General features: G+C 65.9%; 16 protein-coding genes. 8 read left to right on the top strand and 8 right to left on the bottom strand.

All coding sequences use genetic code 11. From position 1 onward, the window contains the following. Positions 1-492: 492 nt before the first annotated feature. The 6 genes from GQ674_RS07355 to ykgO all read right to left on the bottom strand — a co-directional run bounded on the left by GQ674_RS07355 (position 493) and on the right by ykgO (position 5,584). Positions 493-1,716, bottom strand: a complete 1,224-nt coding sequence (locus GQ674_RS07355; protein WP_201290227.1) for a TraB/GumN family protein — start codon at positions 1,714-1,716, stop codon at positions 493-495. 1 nt (position 1,717) lies between these two features. Further along, positions 1,718-2,248, bottom strand: coding sequence for a GNAT family N-acetyltransferase (locus GQ674_RS07360; RefSeq protein ID WP_128096870.1), 531 nt, complete (start codon positions 2,246-2,248; stop codon positions 1,718-1,720). Between the two features lie 19 nt (positions 2,249-2,267). Next, a complete protein-coding gene (locus GQ674_RS07365; protein WP_128096869.1) occupies positions 2,268-3,155 on the bottom strand; it encodes a carbon-nitrogen hydrolase in 888 nt (295 codons plus the stop codon). A gap of 734 nt (positions 3,156-3,889) precedes the next feature. Then, positions 3,890-4,927, bottom strand: a complete 1,038-nt coding sequence (locus GQ674_RS07370; protein WP_159496536.1) for an agmatine deiminase family protein — start codon at positions 4,925-4,927, stop codon at positions 3,890-3,892. 49 nt (positions 4,928-4,976) lie between these two features. After that, positions 4,977-5,303 carry a hypothetical protein gene (locus tag GQ674_RS07375; protein WP_038688813.1) on the bottom strand — a complete coding sequence of 109 codons (327 nt, stop codon included), beginning with the start codon at positions 5,301-5,303 and terminating at the stop codon, positions 4,977-4,979. 155 nt (positions 5,304-5,458) lie between these two features. After that, positions 5,459-5,584 carry a type B 50S ribosomal protein L36 gene (gene ykgO / locus GQ674_RS07380; protein ID WP_005409283.1) on the bottom strand — a complete coding sequence of 42 codons (126 nt, stop codon included), beginning with the start codon at positions 5,582-5,584 and terminating at the stop codon, positions 5,459-5,461. A 194-nt stretch (positions 5,585-5,778) separates the two neighbouring features. Here ykgO and cmk point away from each other — a divergent pair, with 194 nt between their 5' ends. From cmk to galU, 8 genes are all read left to right on the top strand, one after another. Then, on the top strand, positions 5,779-6,459 hold the full coding sequence (gene cmk / locus GQ674_RS07385) for a (d)CMP kinase (RefSeq protein WP_038688809.1): 681 nt from the start codon (positions 5,779-5,781) through the stop codon (positions 6,457-6,459). 193 nt (positions 6,460-6,652) lie between these two features. After that, the gene (gene rpsA, locus GQ674_RS07390; protein WP_038688807.1) at positions 6,653-8,338 is read left to right on the top strand and encodes a 30S ribosomal protein S1; all 1,686 of its coding nucleotides are present in this window, start codon (positions 6,653-6,655) and stop codon (positions 8,336-8,338) included. Between the two features lie 87 nt (positions 8,339-8,425). Then, positions 8,426-8,731, top strand: coding sequence for an integration host factor subunit beta (locus GQ674_RS07395; protein WP_017355596.1), 306 nt, complete (start codon positions 8,426-8,428; stop codon positions 8,729-8,731). Positions 8,732-8,827: 96 nt separating this feature from the next. Further along, positions 8,828-9,118 (top strand): hypothetical protein, encoded by a 291-nt coding sequence (locus GQ674_RS07400; protein ID WP_159496537.1) that lies wholly within the window; start codon positions 8,828-8,830, stop codon positions 9,116-9,118. Positions 9,119-9,124: 6 nt separating this feature from the next. Continuing rightward, positions 9,125-10,303, top strand: a complete 1,179-nt coding sequence (gene lapB, locus GQ674_RS07405) for a lipopolysaccharide assembly protein LapB (RefSeq protein ID WP_159496538.1) — start codon at positions 9,125-9,127, stop codon at positions 10,301-10,303. Positions 10,304-10,306: 3 nt separating this feature from the next. Next, on the top strand, positions 10,307-11,281 hold the full coding sequence (locus GQ674_RS07410; protein WP_159496539.1) for a glycosyltransferase family 4 protein: 975 nt from the start codon (positions 10,307-10,309) through the stop codon (positions 11,279-11,281). Positions 11,282-11,297: 16 nt separating this feature from the next. Further along, complete coding sequence (locus GQ674_RS07415; protein WP_201290228.1) at positions 11,298-13,205, top strand: nucleoside-diphosphate sugar epimerase/dehydratase; 1,908 nt, start codon at positions 11,298-11,300, stop codon at positions 13,203-13,205. Then, positions 13,202-14,086, top strand: a complete 885-nt coding sequence (gene galU, locus GQ674_RS07420) for a UTP--glucose-1-phosphate uridylyltransferase GalU (protein WP_159496540.1) — start codon at positions 13,202-13,204, stop codon at positions 14,084-14,086. Before GQ674_RS07415 ends, galU begins: the two co-directional genes overlap by 4 nt. A 161-nt stretch (positions 14,087-14,247) precedes the next feature. Here galU and GQ674_RS07425 read toward each other — a convergent pair whose 3' ends face one another. Together GQ674_RS07425 and GQ674_RS07430 are read right to left on the bottom strand one after the other, a co-directional pair. Further along, positions 14,248-15,456 (bottom strand): acetyl-CoA C-acyltransferase, encoded by a 1,209-nt coding sequence (locus GQ674_RS07425; protein ID WP_159496541.1) that lies wholly within the window; start codon positions 15,454-15,456, stop codon positions 14,248-14,250. 90 nt (positions 15,457-15,546) lie between these two features. Further along, positions 15,547-17,919 (bottom strand): 3-hydroxyacyl-CoA dehydrogenase/enoyl-CoA hydratase family protein, encoded by a 2,373-nt coding sequence (locus tag GQ674_RS07430; RefSeq protein WP_159496542.1) that lies wholly within the window; start codon positions 17,917-17,919, stop codon positions 15,547-15,549. Positions 17,920-17,970 lie beyond the last annotated feature (51 nt).

Here is a 17,970-nt window from a genome sequence, read left to right on the forward strand (position 1 = left end):
CCGGATCCGGTAGTGCCGGCCGCTGGCCGGCTCCAGGGACTGCGTAGGTACCGGCCGTTGGCCGGTACACGAACGAACCGCAGCCGACCAACGGTCGGCTCTACCGAGGTATCCGCGTGCATCCGCGTTCGCCCGCGATGCGTAGGTACCGGCCGTTGCCCGGATCCGGTAGTGCCGGCCGCTGGCCGGCTCCACGGAATGCGTAGGTACCGGCGGTTGGCCGGTATGCACACGAACGGCAGCCGACCAACGGTCGGCTCTACCGAGGTATCCGCGTGCATCCGCGTTCACCCGCGATGCGTAGGTACCGGCCGTTGCCCGGATCCGGTAGTGCCGGCCGCTGGCCGGCTCCACGGAATGCGTAGGTACCGGCCGTTGGCCGGTACGCGAACGAACGGCAGCCGACCAACGGTCGACACCCCAACACCCGGTCCGACAACAAAAAAGGCCACGCAGTGCGTGGCCTCTTGATTGTGCAGGCGCGCGCAGCGCTTACCCCGCCACCTTGCCCCACACCTGCAGCCCGGTCAGCCACAACCCCAGCATGCTGCCCAGGTTGGTCAGCATGAAGGTCAGCACCACCCGGGTCACCCGGTTGCGGTACCAGCCCTTCACGCTCTGCGCGTCGTCGCGCAGCTTGAGGAAATCCTCATACGCCGGCTTGCGCAGGCGCGTTTCCACCAGCGCGGCGAACGCGCCGGTCGGAATGCTCAACCGGAACGGCTTGAACGGCGCGACCACGATCGCGGTCAGGATGCTCAGCGGATGGCTGCCCGCCAGCAGGCAGCCCAGGCCCGCCAGGCCGCCGGTGTACATCGCCCAGGTCAGCAGCAGCTCGCCGCCCATGCCCAGGCCACCCCGGTAGAAGCCCACTGCGATCCCGGCCAGGACCACGGCCAGGATGATCAGGGTGATCCACGGAATATTGCGCTTCTTCGGCACCGCTTCCAGCGACTCGCGCAGCGGGGCGGGGGCGTCGGTATCGGTTTCCAGGTACTTGGCAAGGCCGGCCAGATGCCCGGCGCCGACCACCGCCAGCACCTCGCGCTGGGCCGGGTCGTGCACTTCGCGCAGGCGCGTGGCCATGTAGCGGTCGCGCTCGCCGATGATGGTTTCATACAGCGCAGGGCTTTCGCTGGCGAACTCGCCGAAGCTGGCTTCCAGCATGTCGCCCTGCTTGAGCTTTTCGATCTCGTCCTCGCCGACCTCGTCGGACGCGAACAGGCCGGCACCCAGGCCCATCACCAGCTTGATCCGGCCGAAGAACCCCAGCCGCTGCGAGGCGCGTTTGAAGGTCAGGCCCACTTCGCGGTCGATCAGGTGCACCGGCAGGTTGTGTTCGTTGGCCAGGGTCACCGCACGCTTGAGTTCGGCGCCCGGCTCGATCCCGAGCTGCTCGGCGAGGCGGCGCTGGTAGGCGGCCAGCGCCAGGTTGGCGGCGAACAGCGCCACGCGGCCCTTGCGGATCACCTCGACCAGATCCAGCTTGGCCAGGGCGTCGGGATTGGTCAGGGCCTGCAGGCGCTGCGCGTCCAGTTCCACGGCGACGGCATCGAAGCGGCCACTGCCGATCGCCCGTTCCACCGCTTCCACGCTGGCCTGGGACACGTGCGCGGTGCCGAGCAGGGTGTAGCGCACGCCGTCGCGTTCGACCACGCGCACGGGCTGGCCGGCGAACAACGTGTCGCCGGTGTCATCGAGTTGGGGTTCAGTCATTTCATTCATTCGAAGGGGCGCTGTCGGCACCATCGCCGAGCGCGCGCTGCATCTGGACGGTGTCCAGCCAGCGGCCATGCTTGCGGCCGAGGCCGCGGAAAATGCCCACGGTGTGGAAACCGAAGCGCTCGTGCAGTTTGATCGACGCAGTGTTGGTCGGCTCGCCGATCACCGCCACCATCTGCCGGTACCCGCGTGCGACGCAGGCGTCGATCAGGCCCTGCATCAGCGCGGTGCCGACGCCACGGCCCTGAAAGGCGGCATCGACGTAGACCGAGTTTTCCACGGTCCACTGGTAGGCGATGCGCCCGCGGTAGGTGTTGGCGTAGGCATACCCGGCCACCTGGCCATCGACCTCGGCCACGATGTACGGGAAGCCACGGCCCACGATGTCGTGCATGCGCCGCTGCATTTCCGCCGCGTCGGGCACGTCGTACTCGTAGGTGTTGACCAGGTCGGTGACCTCCACCGCGTAGATCGCGGTGATGGCATCGATGTCGGTGTCGCGGGCGTCGCGCAGCTGCACGGTCACGGAGTGGGGGTCCTGGGGGTCAGTCGATGTAGCGCTTGAGCAGGTCGCCGTATGCGTCGATGCGGCGATCACGCAGGAACGGCCAGATGCGGCGCACGTGCTCGCTGCGCTGCAGGTCGACGTCGCACAGCAGCACGGTGGGCTCTCCGCCGGCTTCGGCGATGAACTCGCCCTGCGGGCCGAGCACGTGGCTGTTGCCCCAGAACTGGATGCCCGAGGCGCCCAGCGGCGAGGCTTCATGGCCGACGCGGTTGCAGCTCAGGACGGGTACGCCGTTGGCCACGGCATGGCCGCGGTGGCTAAGCACCCAGGCGTCGCGCTGGCGGCCCTGTTCGTCCTGCTGGTCGTCCGGGTCCCAGCCGATGGCGGTGGGGTAGAGCAGCAGTTCGGCACCGGCCAGCGCCATGAGGCGGGCGGCTTCCGGGTACCACTGGTCCCAGCACACGAGTACGCCCAGGCGGCCGACGGAGGTGTCGATCGGGGTGAAGCCAAGGTCGCCGGGGGTGAAGTAGAACTTTTCGTAGAAGCCCGGATCGTCCGGGATGTGCATCTTGCGATACTTGCCCAGCAGGGTGCCGTCCTTTTCGAAGACGACGGCGGTGTTGTGATACAGGCCGGCGGCACGGCGTTCGAACAGGGAGCCGACGATGACGACCCCGTGTTTTTTGGCGAGTGCGCCCAGGCGTTCGGTGCTGGGGCCGGGGATGGGCTCGGCCAGGTCGAATTCGTCCACCGATTCGTGCTGGCAGAAGTACGCGCCGTTGTGCAGTTCCTGCAGCAGGATGAGCTTGGCACCCTGGGCGGCCGCTTCCGCCACGCGCGTTTCGATCACGGCCAGATTGGCGGCGGCGTCACCGTGGTTGCGCTCCTGGATCAGGGCGACGGAAAGGGTGTGGCGTGAGCTCATCCGGGTGCGGTCCTGCAGGGGGAAAAACGCAGTTTATCGCGGATGGGTGCACGCAGCGTGCTGGGCGCTAAACGCGCGGCGGGCACCCGCTCGTAGAGCCGGGCTCTGCCCGGCTGGAACGTATCCGTAGAGCCGGGCTCTGCCCGGCTGGACCGTATCCGTAGAGCCGGGCTCTGCCCGGCTGGACCGTATCCGTAGAGCCGGGCTCTGCCCGGCTGCCTCACCACCACGCCAAACCGACAGCCGTGGCCTGGGAATGCCCGAGCTGGGCCGGCGGGGGTTGGAGTACGGGACACGCCGTGAACCCCGCTCCGCGGTCCGGCCCAGCCGCTGGTGGCTGGGCGTTCAGTCGCATGCGAGGCAGTGCCTCGCGAGCAATGCGCCTTCACCCATGGGGGCTCGTAGAAAACATCCATGTTTTCTACGGTCCCGCACCCCCATCCCCGCCGGCCCCAGACGGTGTGCAGGAGGCCACGGGAGAGCAACCGCCGTCATGCGCACTGTCTTTTTCCGTGGCCGCCTGATCACTGTCGAAGGCGGGTCGGGGCGGGCGTGCGGGGGCGTGAGCCGCATGGATGCGGCGACCAAGTCCCCAAGGATGGGTTTACGGCGTCCCCCCGCAAGCTCGCCCCGACCTGCCAGTCCCGCGAGCGCGCAGACACCCGTGCGTTGCCAAAAACAAAAAGCGCCGGGCAAAGCCCGGCGCCAGGTAGTGCGTCGATCAGGCGATGGCGTTACGCCAGCAACCCTTCCGGCAACTGCATGGTGATGCAGTGCAGGCTGCCGTTCTGCCAGATCAGCGATCGGCACGGCACCGGGACGATTTCGCGGTCCGGGTAGGCTTGTGCCAGCACCGCGCGGGCGGCTTCGTCGGCGACATCCCCATAGGCCGGCATCAGCACCGCGCCGTTGAGGATCAGGTAATTGGCGTAGGACGCCGCCAGCCGGCGGCCATCGTCGATCACCGGCTGTGCCCACGGCAGCGGGAACAGGCGGTACGGCGCACCGTCTGCGGTCCGCAGCGCGGCCAGTTCGTTGCCCATCGCCTGCAGTTCGGCAAAGTGCGAATCGCTGCTGTCATCGCAGGCCTGGTAGACGATGCTGTCCACCGAGGCGAAGCGTGCCAGCGTGTCGATGTGGGCGTCGGTGTCGTCGCCTTCCAGGTAACCGTGGTCCAGCCACAGCACGCGGTCCTGCTGCAGCCAGCCGGCCAGGTCGGTGCTGAGCGAGGCGCGCTCGCGGTCCGGATGGCGCTCGTGCAGGCACTGCCAGGTGGTCAGCAGCGTGCCCGCACCGTCGGTCTCGATCCCGCCGCCTTCCAGTGCGAACGGAATGCTCTGCACCTCCGCGTTCGGCGCGAACACGCCCGCAGCGTGCAGTACGCCGACCAGCTGGTCGTCCAGGCTCGCGTCGAACTTGCCGCCCCAGCCGGTGAAGCGGAAATCGAGCAGGCGGAAGCCGCCGTCGGCGCGCTTGAGCGTGATCGGGCCGGAATCGCGCAGCCAGGTGTCATCGTACTGCGCGGTGACGAACCGGACCCGGTCCATGTCGATCCGGTTGGAGCGCAGGCGCGCATCGGCGTAGACCTCCAGGTCATCGTCGGCAACGATGATCAGCACCGGCTGGAAGCGGGTGATGGCGGCGACCAGGGCGATGTAGGTGTCCTCGACGTCACCCAGGCGGTCGGCCCAGTCGGTGTCGGCGTGGGGCCAGGCGATCAGGATGGCGGACTGGGTTTCCCATTCGGCCGGAAAGCGGAGCGTGTCGTTCATGGTCTCGGTGCGATGGCCCGCCGTGTGGCGGGCGGGGGAAAGGAATGAATCAGCGGATCGGCGGCTTCGGGCCGACCTCGTTGGCGTCGGCCTTGTTGGCCACCACGTCGATCACCTTCTGCTTCTCGAAGTAGACGGTGAACTGCGGGTACACCCAGCGGTTGATGGTTGGCCACTGGCGTTTCTGTCCGCCGCGCGGCTCCAGTCGCTCGCCCGGGTCGCCGAACTGCGACTGCACCTGCTGCATGCTCTGGCCGCGGACGGGCAGGGCGGTGGCGGGCTTTTCCTGGCTGCGGTCGATCAGCAGCGTGTCGGCATGAGCGCTGGCGCAGGCCAGCAGGGCCAGCAACGGCAGGGTGGTCAGGTAACGCTTCATCTCGATCTACTCCCCAGTGGTCAAGAATACGGAAGGGGCCACGACCGACGGTCGTGACCCACCCGGCGATTACAACAAAAACGGCAATAAAAAACCGCCCGGAGGCGGCTTTTTATTCAGGTTGGTCGCGGCCGTCGGCCGTGACGCCTTCAGGCTCAGCGCTGGCGAGCCTTGAAACGCGGGTTCGACTTGCAGATCACGAAGATCTTGCCACGGCGACGGACGACCTTGCAGTCGCGGTGACGAGCCTTGGCGGACTTCAGGGAAGACAGGACTTTCATTGCATACCTCGGCGTAAACGTTGGATTCGGTTGGAGCGCGGCCGCGATATGCAGATGACAATCGGCAGGTGACGCCCGTTCAAGCCCGCAATTGTACCGGTCTTTTTTCCATCCTTTCAAGTGGTTGCACGAAAAAGGTCTCGGGCCGCCCCGGGCGGGGGCTAGAATGGGCGGTCCATTCCACAGGGAAACCCATGAACCAGCTTCCTCCCGTGCTCACCATCGACGGCCCGTCCGGGGCCGGCAAGGGGACCGTCAGCCGCATCGTCGCACGCCGCCTGGGCTGGCATTACCTGGATTCGGGCGCCCTGTACCGCGCCGTGGGCGTGGCCGCCAGCTGGGCCGATATCGACACTTCCGACGCCTCTGCGCTGGTGCGCTGCACCTTCGACACCCATGTCCGGTTCGTCGAAGCGGCCGATGGCGGGCTGCGGGTGGTGGTCAATGATACCGATGCCACCGATGAGCTGCGCCTGGAGACCACCGGTGCGCTGGCCTCGGCCATTGCGGCCATCCCGGAGGTGCGGGCCGCCCTGAAAGAGCGCCAGCGCGCATTCAGGGTTCTGCCCGGCCTGGTCGCCGACGGCCGCGACATGGGTACGGTGATCTTCCCCGACGCCCCATTCAAGGTCTTCCTGACCGCCAGCGCCGAGGAGCGTGCCGGGCGCCGGCATAAGCAGTTGAAAGACAAGGGGGTTTCTGTTAACTTTGAAGACCTCCTGCGCGAGATCATGGCCCGCGACGCCCGTGATGCACAGCGCACAGTGGCGCCCCTGAAGCCGGCAGACGATGCCGTCATCATCGACACCAGTGGCATCGGCATCGACGCAGTCGTTGCCAATGTGTTGGATCTGCTTCCGGTTTCGGGTGCCTGATCCGTTGTACAGGAGAACCGCCAGCGCATCGGCGGTGTCGCACATCGCAAGGCAACAAAAGCTCCGTCCCGCAATAGTGCGTGGCGGTTTTCCTACTTAACACACGACTCGCCGTACCGGGGTCGACCAACAGGCGGGCATCAAGCGGTTCCCCTCGGGGGCCAATGCCCATGTGTCCAACAGAGTAAATCTAATGACCGAATCATTTGCAGAGCTGTTCGAAGCCAGTCAGGCCAATCTGGCCAAGCTGAAGCCGGGCTCGATCGTCAGCGGTGTCGTTGTTGAAGTCCGCGGCGATGTCGTGGTGATCAACGCCGGCCTGAAGTCCGAAGGCATCGTGCCGATCGAACAGTTCCGTAACGACGCTGGCGAGATCGACGTTGCTGAAGGCGACGTCGTCAAGGTCGCCCTCGATTCCATCGAGAACGGCTTCGGTGAAACCGTCCTGTCGCGCGAGAAGGCCAAGCGCGCGATGGTGTGGGACGAGCTGGAAGAAGCGTTGGAAAAGAACGAAACCATCACCGGTCGCATCAGCGGCAAGGTCAAGGGTGGTTTCACCGTGGACATCAAGGATGTCCGCGCGTTCCTGCCGGGTTCCCTGGTCGATGTGCGCCCCGTGCGCGATCCGGCCTACCTGGAAGGCAAGGAGCTGGAATTCAAGCTCATCAAGCTGGACCGCAAGCGTAACAACGTCGTGGTGTCGCGCCGCGCTGTCGTCGAAAGCGAGCACTCGGAAGAGCGCGAGCAGCTGATGGACAAGCTGCAGGAAGGCGCGATCCTGAAGGGTGTCGTCAAGAACCTGACCGATTACGGCGCATTCGTGGACCTGGGCGGTATCGACGGCCTGCTGCACATCACCGACATGGCCTGGAAGCGCGTGCGCCATCCGTCCGAAGTCGTGAACGTCGGCGACGAGCTGGACGTCCGCGTGCTGAAGTTCGACCGCGAGCGCAACCGCGTTTCGCTGGGTCTGAAGCAGCTGGGCGAGGATCCGTGGGACAACATCGCCCGTCGTTACCCGGCCAACAGCCGCGTGTTCGGCAAGGTCTCCAACGTCACCGATTACGGCGCATTCGTCGAGATCGAGCCGGGCGTCGAAGGTCTGGTGCACGTCTCCGAAATGGATTGGACCAACAAGAACGTCAACCCGTCCAAGGTTGTGCAGGTCGGTGACGAAGTTGAAGTCATGGTCCTGGACGTCGACGAGGAGCGTCGCCGCATCTCGCTGGGCATGAAGCAGGTTGCCGCCAATCCGTGGGAAACCTTCGCTGCCATCCACAAGAAGGGCGACAAGGTGTCGGGCCAGATCAAGTCGATCACCGACTTCGGCATCTTCATCGGCCTGGACGGCGGTATCGATGGCCTGGTGCACCTGTCCGACATCAGCTGGAACACCACCGGCGAAGACGTGGTCCGCAACTACAAGAAGGGCGACAACCTGGACGCAGTGGTCCTGGCCGTCGATCCGGAGCGCGAGCGCATCAGCCTGGGCGTCAAGCAGCTGGAGCAGGATCCGTTCGGTCAGTACATGGCTGCCAATCCGAAGGGTTCCAAGGTCGAAGGCGTGGTCAAGGAAGTGGACGCCAAGGGCGCAACCATCGAACTGGCTGACGGCATCGAAGGCTACGTGGCTGCACGCGACGTTGCCAACGAGCGCGTCGACGACGCGACCCAGTTCCTGAAGGTCGGCGACAAGGTGGAAGCCAAGTTCGTGGGCATGGACCGCAAGGGTCGTACCCTGCAGCTGTCCATCAAGGCCAAGGACGACGCGGAAATGCGCGAAGTGCTGGAGGAATACCAGTCCTCTTCGGCATCCAGCGGCACCACCCAGCTCGGCGCGCTGCTGCGTGCACAGCTGAACAGCAACAAGTCCGAGTAATCGGTCTCACGCTGTCGTAGTTTCCTGGACGGCCCGGACATCAGTCCGGGCCGTTTCAGGGTCTGAGTTCCCCCCGAAGAGCCCGTAATGACCAAATCCGAGCTGATCGAAATCCTGGCGCGCCGACAGGCGCATTTGAAGTCGGACGATGTCGATCTGGCAGTGAAGTCGTTGCTGGAAATGATGGGTGGGGCGCTGGCTGGCGGGGATCGCATCGAGATCCGCGGGTTCGGCAGTTTTTCGTTGCACTACCGGCCGCCCAGGCTGGGGCGCAACCCCAAGACCGGGGAATCGGTCGCGTTGCCGGGCAAGCATGTCCCGCACTTCAAACCAGGCAAGGAACTGCGCGAGCGCGTCAGCGCCGTGGTGCCGCTGGAAAGCGACCCCGCGTAGAGCGGACCGTTGGTCGGTTGCTTCTCGTTCCGGGCCTCTTTGTCCCGCTGCTCTATATTCCGCTACTCTTGAATCTCCCGGAACTGGAGCTGCTCCATGAACGTCGTACGTCTCCTTATCCTGCTGGCGGTTCTCGTCGCCGGGCTCATCATCGGTGCGCTCAACTCGGACAAGATGGTCCTGAGTCTGGGCTTCACCCAGATCACCACCACCACCGGCCTGGCGATCATTGTCGCCCTGTTGTCCGGTGCCATCATCGGCGGCGGCATCGTGCTTGCCAGCCTGGTGATCCCGTTGTACGCCAAGCTGCGCAAAGCGCAGAAGGCCAGTCCGACCGTGGTCGTGGCGCCTGCTTCCACCCCTTCTTCTCCTTTCGACGGACGCTGAGCCCCGATGGAATTTGTCTCCGAGTGGTTCTGGTTCTTCCTGTTCCTTCCGCTGGCCGCGTTGTCCGGCTGGGTGATCGGGCGTCGCGGCGGTCAGCGCCATGGCGACAACCAGGTCAGCCGCCTGTCCAGTACCTATTTCCGTGGCCTGAACTACCTGCTCAACGAGCAGCCGGACAAGGCCATCGAACTGTTCCTGCATATCGCCGAGCTGGACAAGGAAACCTTTGAGACCCAGGTTGCCCTGGGCCATCTGTTCCGCCGCCGCGGTGAAGTGGACCGCGCCATCCGCCTGCACCAGGGCCTGGTCAACCGTGCCGACCTGACCGATGCACAGCGCGTCCAGGCGCTGCTGGCGCTGGGCGAGGACTACATGAAGTCCGGCCTGCTGGACCGCGCCGAAACCGTGTTCACCGAACTGGCCCAGCTCGACCAGCGGGCGCCGCAGGCGCTCAAGCACCTGATCGGCATCTACCAGGCCGAGCGCGATTGGGAAAAGGCGATCGACAACGCCAGCCGTTTCGAAGAAGTCACCGGCGAGCCGATGGGCAGGCTGATCGGGCAGTTCGAGTGCGAGCTGGCCGAGCGCTTCCGTGGCGCCGGCAAGATCGAAGAGGCGAGGGCGGCCATCGCCCGTGCCTACCAGGCCGATGCCATGTCGGTCCGCGCCGGCATCATCGAAGGGCGCCTGGAAACCGATGCCGGCAATGCCGAAGCGGCCGTGCGCGCGTTCGAGCGGGCGGCCCGCAACGATCCCGAGTACCTGCCCGAGGTGCTGCAGCCGCTCATGCAGAACTACCGCAAGGTCGGCGACCTCGGGGGTGCGCGTGCGTTCCTGTCGGAGATGACCGAGCACTATCGCGGCATCGCCCCGGTGCTGGCGTTGACCCAGTTGATGGAAGAGCAGGAGGGCGTGGCCCCGGCCCGCGCCTACCTGGGGCGCCAGCTCAAGGACCGCCCGTCGGTGCGCGGCGAGTCGGCGTTGATCGACCTGACCCTGGCCGAGGGTGCCGACTCCACGGCCACCCTGCACGACCTCAAGCACATCACCGACCAGCTGCTGGTGCGCAATCCCGCCTACCGCTGCACCCGCTGCGGCTTCGGCGCCCGCACCCACCATTGGCAATGCCCCAGCTGCAAGGAGTGGGGAACAGTGAAGCCGCTGCTGAACTACGCGGTGCTTTAAGCCATGCCCGTGGCCTGGATGATCGGTCTGCCAGCGGTGCTGGCGATCGCGGCGGCGCTCACCTGGGGCGCGCGCCACTACGCGCTGCGCCGCAACCTGATGGACCAGCCGGGCGAACGTCGCAGTCATGGCGTGGCCACGCCACGCGGGGGCGGTATCGCCATCGTGCTGACCCTGCTGCTGGCCGCCGCCACGGCCGCCGTGGTCTGGCCGGCCGCCCGCACGACGCTGGGGGTATTCAGCCTGGGACTGGCACTCGTAGCCGGCATTGGCTGGTGGGACGACCACCGCCCACTGCCGGCCCTGCGCCGGCTGCTGGTGCACATGGTCGCCGCAACCCTGATCGGCGCCCTGGTCTGGCACGCCAGCGGGAGCGTGGTGCACGCGGTACTGGCGATGCTGTTCACGACCTCACTGGTCAACATCTGGAATTTCATGGATGGCATCAACGGCATCGCCACCAGCCAGGCGATCCTGGCCGGGCTGGCCTTCGCCATGGTGATGCCGCTGCCGTTCGCCCTGGCCGGCGTGGTGCTGGCCTTGGCCTGCCTCGGCTTCCTGCCGTTCAATTTCCCGCAGGCACGCATCTTCATGGGGGACGTCGGCAGCGGCGCGCTGGGCTATGCCATCGCCGCCCTGGTGTGCCTGGCCAGCGTGGTCACTGAGATCAACTGGCTGCTGTTGCTGGTGCCGCTGTCGGCCTTCCTCGTGGACGCAGGCTTCACACTGTTGTCGCGCATGCTGTCAGGGCAACGGTGGATGGACGCCCACACCCAACATCTGTACCAGCGTGCGATCAAGAGTGGTGCAAGTCACACCTTGGTGACTGCGCTGTATTTTGTTTTTGGCCTGTTCAGTATTACAGTGTTTAATGCTTGCAGTGATCTGCAGCCGAGGTGGGAGGCTGCCGTGGCGGGTGCGTGGATGATTTTCGCGACCGGCTTGTGGCTACTCCTGCGCAATGGATTGCGCAATTAGAAGGATTGTTTGTTTTATGACGCCTTGGCAGGACCGTCTCACCAGTTTGCTCCCGCGCGCCGCCATTGTGGCCCACGACCTGTTCATGGTCTGGGCGTGCTGGCAGCTGCTGCATGCCGGCCGCTATTCGATGCTGGCCGATGCCCCCTCCCTGCCGCTCTGGAACATCGACACCTCGCTGGTGCTGGCGATCCAGGCCGTGGTGTTTTGGCGGGTGGGCCTGTACCGTGGCCTGTGGCGCTTTGCCAGCGTGGCCGACCTGCTGAACATCTTCAAGGCCAGCTTCATCGGCCTGTTGGCCATTGTCGTGGCCCTGGCCTACAAGCGCTTTGCCGGCGTCCCGATGTCGGTGCTGGTGATCTATCCATTCGCGCTGTCGGCCCTGCTCGGCGCCCCGCGCCTGCTGTATCGCGCGTGGAAGGACTACCAGTCGCTGCAATCGGATGCGAGTGCGCGCCGCGTGCTGATCCTGGGCGCCGGCCAGGCGGCCGAAGCCCTGGTCCGTGACCTGCGCCGTTCAGGCGATTTCCACCCGGTCGGCCTGCTCGACGATGCGCCGCACCTGCAAGGTGCGAAGCTGCAGGGTCTGCCCATCCTGGGCACGTTGGACGATGCCCCGTCGGTGGTGCGCGAGACCGCGGCCAAGCTGCTGGTGATCGCCATCCCGTCGCTGGATGCGGTCGGCATGCAGCGGGTGGTCGCGCTCTGCGAAGCCACCGGCGTGCCCTTCCGGATGGTGCCCAAGCTCAACGATGTGCTGCTCGGGCATTCGCTGCCCGGTGAACTGAAAGAGGTCGCCATCGAAGACCTGCTCGGGCGCAAGCCGATCCTGCCGGACTGGTCGCTGATCCGCGGCTGGCTGGGCGGGCGTACCGTGCTGGTAACCGGCGCAGGCGGCTCGATCGGTTCGGAGCTGTGCCGCCAGTGCGCGCGCCACGGTGCAGGCCGGATCATCCTGCTTGAAATGAGCGAGCTGCTGCTGCTTACCATCGAAGCCGAGCTCACGCGCAGCTTCCCCGACCTGGACGTGCAGGCCGTGCTGGGCGACTGCGGAGATCCGTCCGTGATCCGGCATGCGCTGTCGCTGGCAAGCGTGGATGCGGTCTTCCATGCGGCGGCCTACAAGCAGGTGCCGGTGCTGGAGCGCCAGCTTCGCGAAGCGGTGCGCAACAACATTCTGTCGACCGAAACGGTGGCGCGGGCCTGCGTGGAAGCGCGCATCGAGCATTTCGTGTTCATCTCCACCGACAAGGCGGTCGATCCGGTCAACGCGCTGGGCGCCAGCAAGCGCTACGCGGAAATGATCTGCCAGAGCCTGGACCAGAAAACCAACCACACGCGGTTCGTCACGGTGCGCTTCGGCAACGTGCTGGCGTCGGCCGGCAGCGTGGTGCCGTTGTTCCGCGACCAGATCATGAAGGGCGGGCCGGTGACCGTGACCGATCCGGAGGTCACCCGTTACTTCATGACCATTCCCGAGGCCTGCCAGTTGATTCTGCAGGCGGCCGCGTCGGCATCGCATGGCGCGATCTACACGCTGGACATGGGCGAGCCGGTGCCGATCCGGGTGCTGGCCGAGCAGATGATCCGTCTGGCCGGCAAGCAGCCGTACAAGGACATCGCGATCATCTACACCGGGCTACGTCCGGGCGAGAAGCTGCACGAGACCTTGTTCTATTCCGACGAGGACTACCGGCCGACCGCGCATCCCAAGATTCTCGAAGCCGGTGTGCGCACGTTCGCGCGCGATCAGGTGCTGGGCAACATACCGCGCCTGCGCGAGGCCATCGCAACCTACGACACCGATGCCATCAACAGCATCCTGTTCGCGACCATGCCGGAGTTCTCGCCCCTGCAACAAGACGATCACGTCGCCTCGGCTAAAGTACTTCCCTTCCCGGCACGAGAGGCCAATAGGCTGTGACGAACAAGCGTATTCGCAAGGCGGTTTTTCCCGTGGCAGGACTGGGTACCCGGTTCCTTCCCGCAACCAAGACGGTTCCCAAGGAGATGCTCCCGATCATTGATCGGCCGCTCATCCAGTACGCCGTCGACGAGGCGATCGAAGCTGGCTGCGACACCTTGATCTTCATCACCAACCGCTACAAGCATGCGGTGGCCGATTATTTCGACAAGGCATACGAGCTGGAACAGAAGCTCGAACGCGCCGGCAAGCTGGAGCAGCTGGAGCTGGTACGCCATGTGTTGCCCAATGGCGTGCGTGCGATCTTCGTCACCCAGGCTGAAGCGCTGGGCCTGGGTCACGCAGTGCTGTGTGCCAAGGCGATCGTCGGTGACGAACCGTTCGCGGTGCTGCTGCCCGACGACCTGATCTGGAACCGTGGCGACGGTGCGCTCAAGCAGATGGCCGATGCGAACCAGTCCAGCGGTGCCAGCATCATCGCGGTGGAAGACGTGCCGCATGAGAAGACCGGCAGCTACGGCATCGTCGCCACCGAGGCGTTCGATGGCCGCCAAGGGCACATCAGCGCGATCGTCGAGAAGCCCAAGCCGGAAGACGCGCCCAGCGACCTGGCCGTGGTCGGCCGGTATGTCCTGAGCCCGAAGATTTTCGAGCTGCTCGAAGCTACCGGCACCGGTGCCGGCGGTGAAATCCAGCTCACCGACGCCATCGCCGAGCTGCTCAAGAGCGAGCCCGTGGACGCGTACCGTTTCGAAGGCACGCGCTTCGATTGCGGCACGCATCTGGGCCTGGTCGAAGCCACCATCCGCTTTGCGTTGAACAACGACAAGCTGGCCGACCCGGCGCGCGAGATCATGAAGAAGGCGCTTGCCGAAGGCTGACCCCCGGTAGCTACCGACCGTCGGTCGGTACGCACGCCATCAAAAAGGGCAGCCTCGCGGCTGCCCTTTTTGCATTTCGTCGGTGTTCCCGCATCGACCAACGGTCGATGCCGTCCGGCGGGGGCAGGGTGCCGGCCTTGGGGCCGGCACCGCCCACTACATCACAGCGACTCGAAGATGCCCGCCGCGCCCATGCCGGTGCCGATGCACATGGTGACCATGCCGTACTTCTGCTGGCGACGGCGCAGGCCGTGCAGCAGGGTGGCGGTACGGATCGCGCCCGTCGCGCCCAGCGGGTGGCCCAGGGCGATAGCGCCGCCCAGCGGGTTGACCTTGGACGGGTCCAGGCCGCAATCGCGGATCACTGCCAGCGACTGTGCGGCAAAGGCTTCGTTGAGCTCGATCCAGTCCAGCTGGTCCTGGGTCAGGCCAGCCTGCTTCAGCGCCTTGGGGATCGCGGCGATCGGGCCGATGCCCATCACTTCCGGGCGCACGCCGGCAACGGAGAAGCTGACAAAACGAGCCAGCGGCTTCAGGCCGTAGTCCTTGACCGCCTGTTCGGAGGCCAGCAGCACGGCGCCGGCGCCGTCGCTCATCTGCGACGAGTTGCCGGCCGTGACGGTGCCGCCGAACTGGCCGTTGCGGAACACCGGACGCAGCTTGGCCAGGCCTTCAGCGGACGAATCCAGGCGCGGGCCTTCATCGGTATCGACGATCTTGTCGCGGGTGATGATGCGGCGGCCGTCGGCCAGGTCGGGCTGGCGGGTGCGCACGTCGTAGGGGCTGATCTCGTCCTTGAAGTCGCCGTTCTGGATCGCGGCGATCGCCTTCTGGTGCGAGGCCAGGGCGAAGGCGTCCTGCTCCTCGCGCGAGACCTTCCACTCTTCGGCGACCTTCTCGGCGGTGATGCCCATGCCGTAGGCGATGGCGACGTGGTCGTTGTCGAACACGCTCGGGGCCATGGCGATCTTGTTGCCCATCATCGGCACCATCGACATCGACTCGGTACCACCGGCCAGCATCAGGTCGGCATTGCCCAGGCGGATCTGGTCGGCGGCCATGGCCACGGCCTGCAGGCCGGAGGAGCAGAAGCGGTTGACCGTCTGCGCGGCGATGGTGTCGGGCAGGCCGGCCAGCAGCACGCCGATGCGGGCCACGTTCATGCCCTGCTCGGCCTCCGGCATCGCGCAGCCGATGATGGCGTCATCGATGCGGTTGACGTCGATGCCCGGGGCCTGCGCGACCACCGAGCGGAGCACGTGGGCGAGCATGTCGTCGGGACGGGTGTTGCGGAACACGCCCTTGGGCGCCTTGCCTACCGGGGTGCGGGTGGCGGCGACGATGTAGGCGTCCTGGATTTGCTTGGTCATTGCAGTGATCTCTTGAATGTAGGGACAGGTGTGCCGACCAACGGTCGGCACCGACCGGGCGCGGACGGGGCCGTCGCGCCCGGCGCGCCATCAATTGCGCAGCGGCTTGCCGGTCTTGAGCATGTGCGCGATGCGGGCCTGGGTCTTTTCCTGCTGGGCCAGTTCGACGAAGTGCTTGCGCTCCAGGGTCAGCAGCCACTCTTCGTCCACCAGCGTGCCGCGGTCCACTTCGCCACCGCACAGCACGGTGGCGATGCGCACGGCAATCTCGTAGTCGTACGGGCTGATGAAACGGCCTTCCAGCATGTTGACCAGCATCATCTTGAACGTGGCGATGCCGACGTCGCCGGCGACCTGGATGCGGCGGGCCGGCATCGGCGGACGGTAGCCACCTTCGGCCAGCGCCAGCACTTCGGCCTTGGCGATATGCAGCGCCTCGAAGCTGTTGAACACGACCTTGTCGGTCGCGCGCATCAGGCCCAGTTCCTTGGCGTTGACGGCCGAGTTGGAGACCTTGGCCATCGCGACGGTTTCAAAGGTCTTCTTCAGTTCGGCGAACACATCACCGCCCGGACCGGCCGCCTGCGAGGCGCGCACGGCCAGCTCCTTCAGGCCACCGCCGGCCGGCAGCAGGCCGACGCCGGCCTCGACCAGGCCGATGTAGCTTTCCAGCGCGGCCACGCTCTTGGCGCTGTGCATCTGGAACTCGCAGCCGCCACCCAGGGCCAGGCCGCGCACGGCGGTCACCACCGGCACCAGCGAATACTTGATGGCCTGGCTGGTGCGCTGGAAGTTGTGCACCATCTCTTCGAACTGGTCGACCTTGCCGGCCTGCAGCAGGCCGAGCGCGCCGGCCAGGTCGGCACCGGCCGAGAAGGGTTCCTTCTGCTGCCAGATCACCAGGCCCTTGTAGTCCTTCTCGGCGCGCTTGATCGCTTCCTGCAGGCCGTTGAGCACGTGGTCGGAGACGGTGTTCATCTTGGTCTTGAAGCTGACCACCGCGATCCCGTCGCCGTCGTGCCACATGCGCACGCCGTCGTTCTCGAACACGGTTTCGCCCGGGGCAAACGTCTCGCCCAGCAGCGGATCCGGGAAGCGCTGGCGCTGGTAGACCGGCAGCGCCGAGCGCGGCAGCTTGGCGTTGCGGGTCGGGCTGTAGCTGCCTTCGGCGGCGTGCACGCCGTCGCGGCCGTCGAACACCCAGTCGGGCAGCGGCGCATTGCTCATGCTCTTGCCGGCCACGATGTCATCGGCGATCCACTGCGCCACCTGCTTCCAGCCGGCGGCCTGCCAGGTTTCGAACGGGCCCAGCGACCAGCCGTAGCCCCAGCGGATGGCCAGGTCGACGTCGCGCGCGGTTTCGGCGATGTCGGCCAGGTGGTAGGCGCTGTAGTGGAACAGGTCGCGGAAGGTCGCCCACAGGAACTGCGCCTGCGGATGCTGGCTTTCGCGCAGCTTGGCGAACTTCTCGGCCGGGTTCTTGATCTTCAGGATCTCGACCACTTCCGGTGCGGCGGTGCGATCGGCCGGACGGTAGTCCTGCTTCTCCAGATCCAGCACCACGATGTCCTTGCCGACCTTGCGGAAGATGCCGGCACCGGTCTTCTGGCCGAGCGCGCCCTTGGCGATCAGCGCATCCAGCCACTTCGGCGACTTGAAGAATTCATGCCACGGATCGTTGGGCAGGGTGTCACCCATGGTCTTGATCACGTGCGCCATGGTGTCCAGGCCGACCACGTCGGAGGTGCGGTAGGTGGCCGACTTCGGGCGGCCGACCAGCGGACCGGTCAGGCCGTCCACTTCATCGAAGCCCAGGCCGAATTCCTGCGTGTGGTGGATGGTGGACAGGATCGAGAACACACCGATGCGGTTGCCGATGAAGTTCGGGGTGTCCTTGGCGTACACCACGCCCTTGCCCAGCGTGGTGACCAGGAAGGCTTCCAGGCCTTCCAGCACGGCCGCGTCGGTGGTGCTGGCCGGGATCAGCTCGGCCAGGTGCATATAGCGCGGCGGGTTGAAGAAATGCACCCCGCAGAAGCGGTGGCGCAGCTGCTCGGGCAACACGTCGGCGAGCTTGTTGATGCCCAGGCCCGAGGTGTTGGAGGCCAGCACGGCGTGGTTGGCCACGAACGGGGCGATCTTCTTGTACAGGTCCTGCTTCCAGTCCATCCGTTCGGCGATGGCTTCGATGATCAGGTCGCAGTCCTTGAGCTGCTCCAGGCCGGTCTCGTAGTTGGCCGGTGTGATCGCCTCGGCGTAGGACTTGCTGGCCAGCGGGGCAGGGCTGAGCTTGCCCAGGTTGGCGATTGCCTTGAGCACGATGCCATCGGCCGGACCTTCCTTGGCGGGAAGGTCGAACAGCACGGTGTCGACGCCGGCGTTGGTCAGGTGGGCCGCGATCTGGGCACCCATGACGCCGGCACCCAGCACGGCGGCGCGGCGGACTAGCAGGGAATTGGACATGTCGATAAGCCTTTGTTGGTCTGGCAGCCGGGCAGGGCCCGGCTCTACGGA

This window comes from Stenotrophomonas sp. 364 (assembly GCF_009832905.1).
GTDB classification, from domain to species: domain Bacteria; phylum Pseudomonadota; class Gammaproteobacteria; order Xanthomonadales; family Xanthomonadaceae; genus Stenotrophomonas; species Stenotrophomonas maltophilia_AP.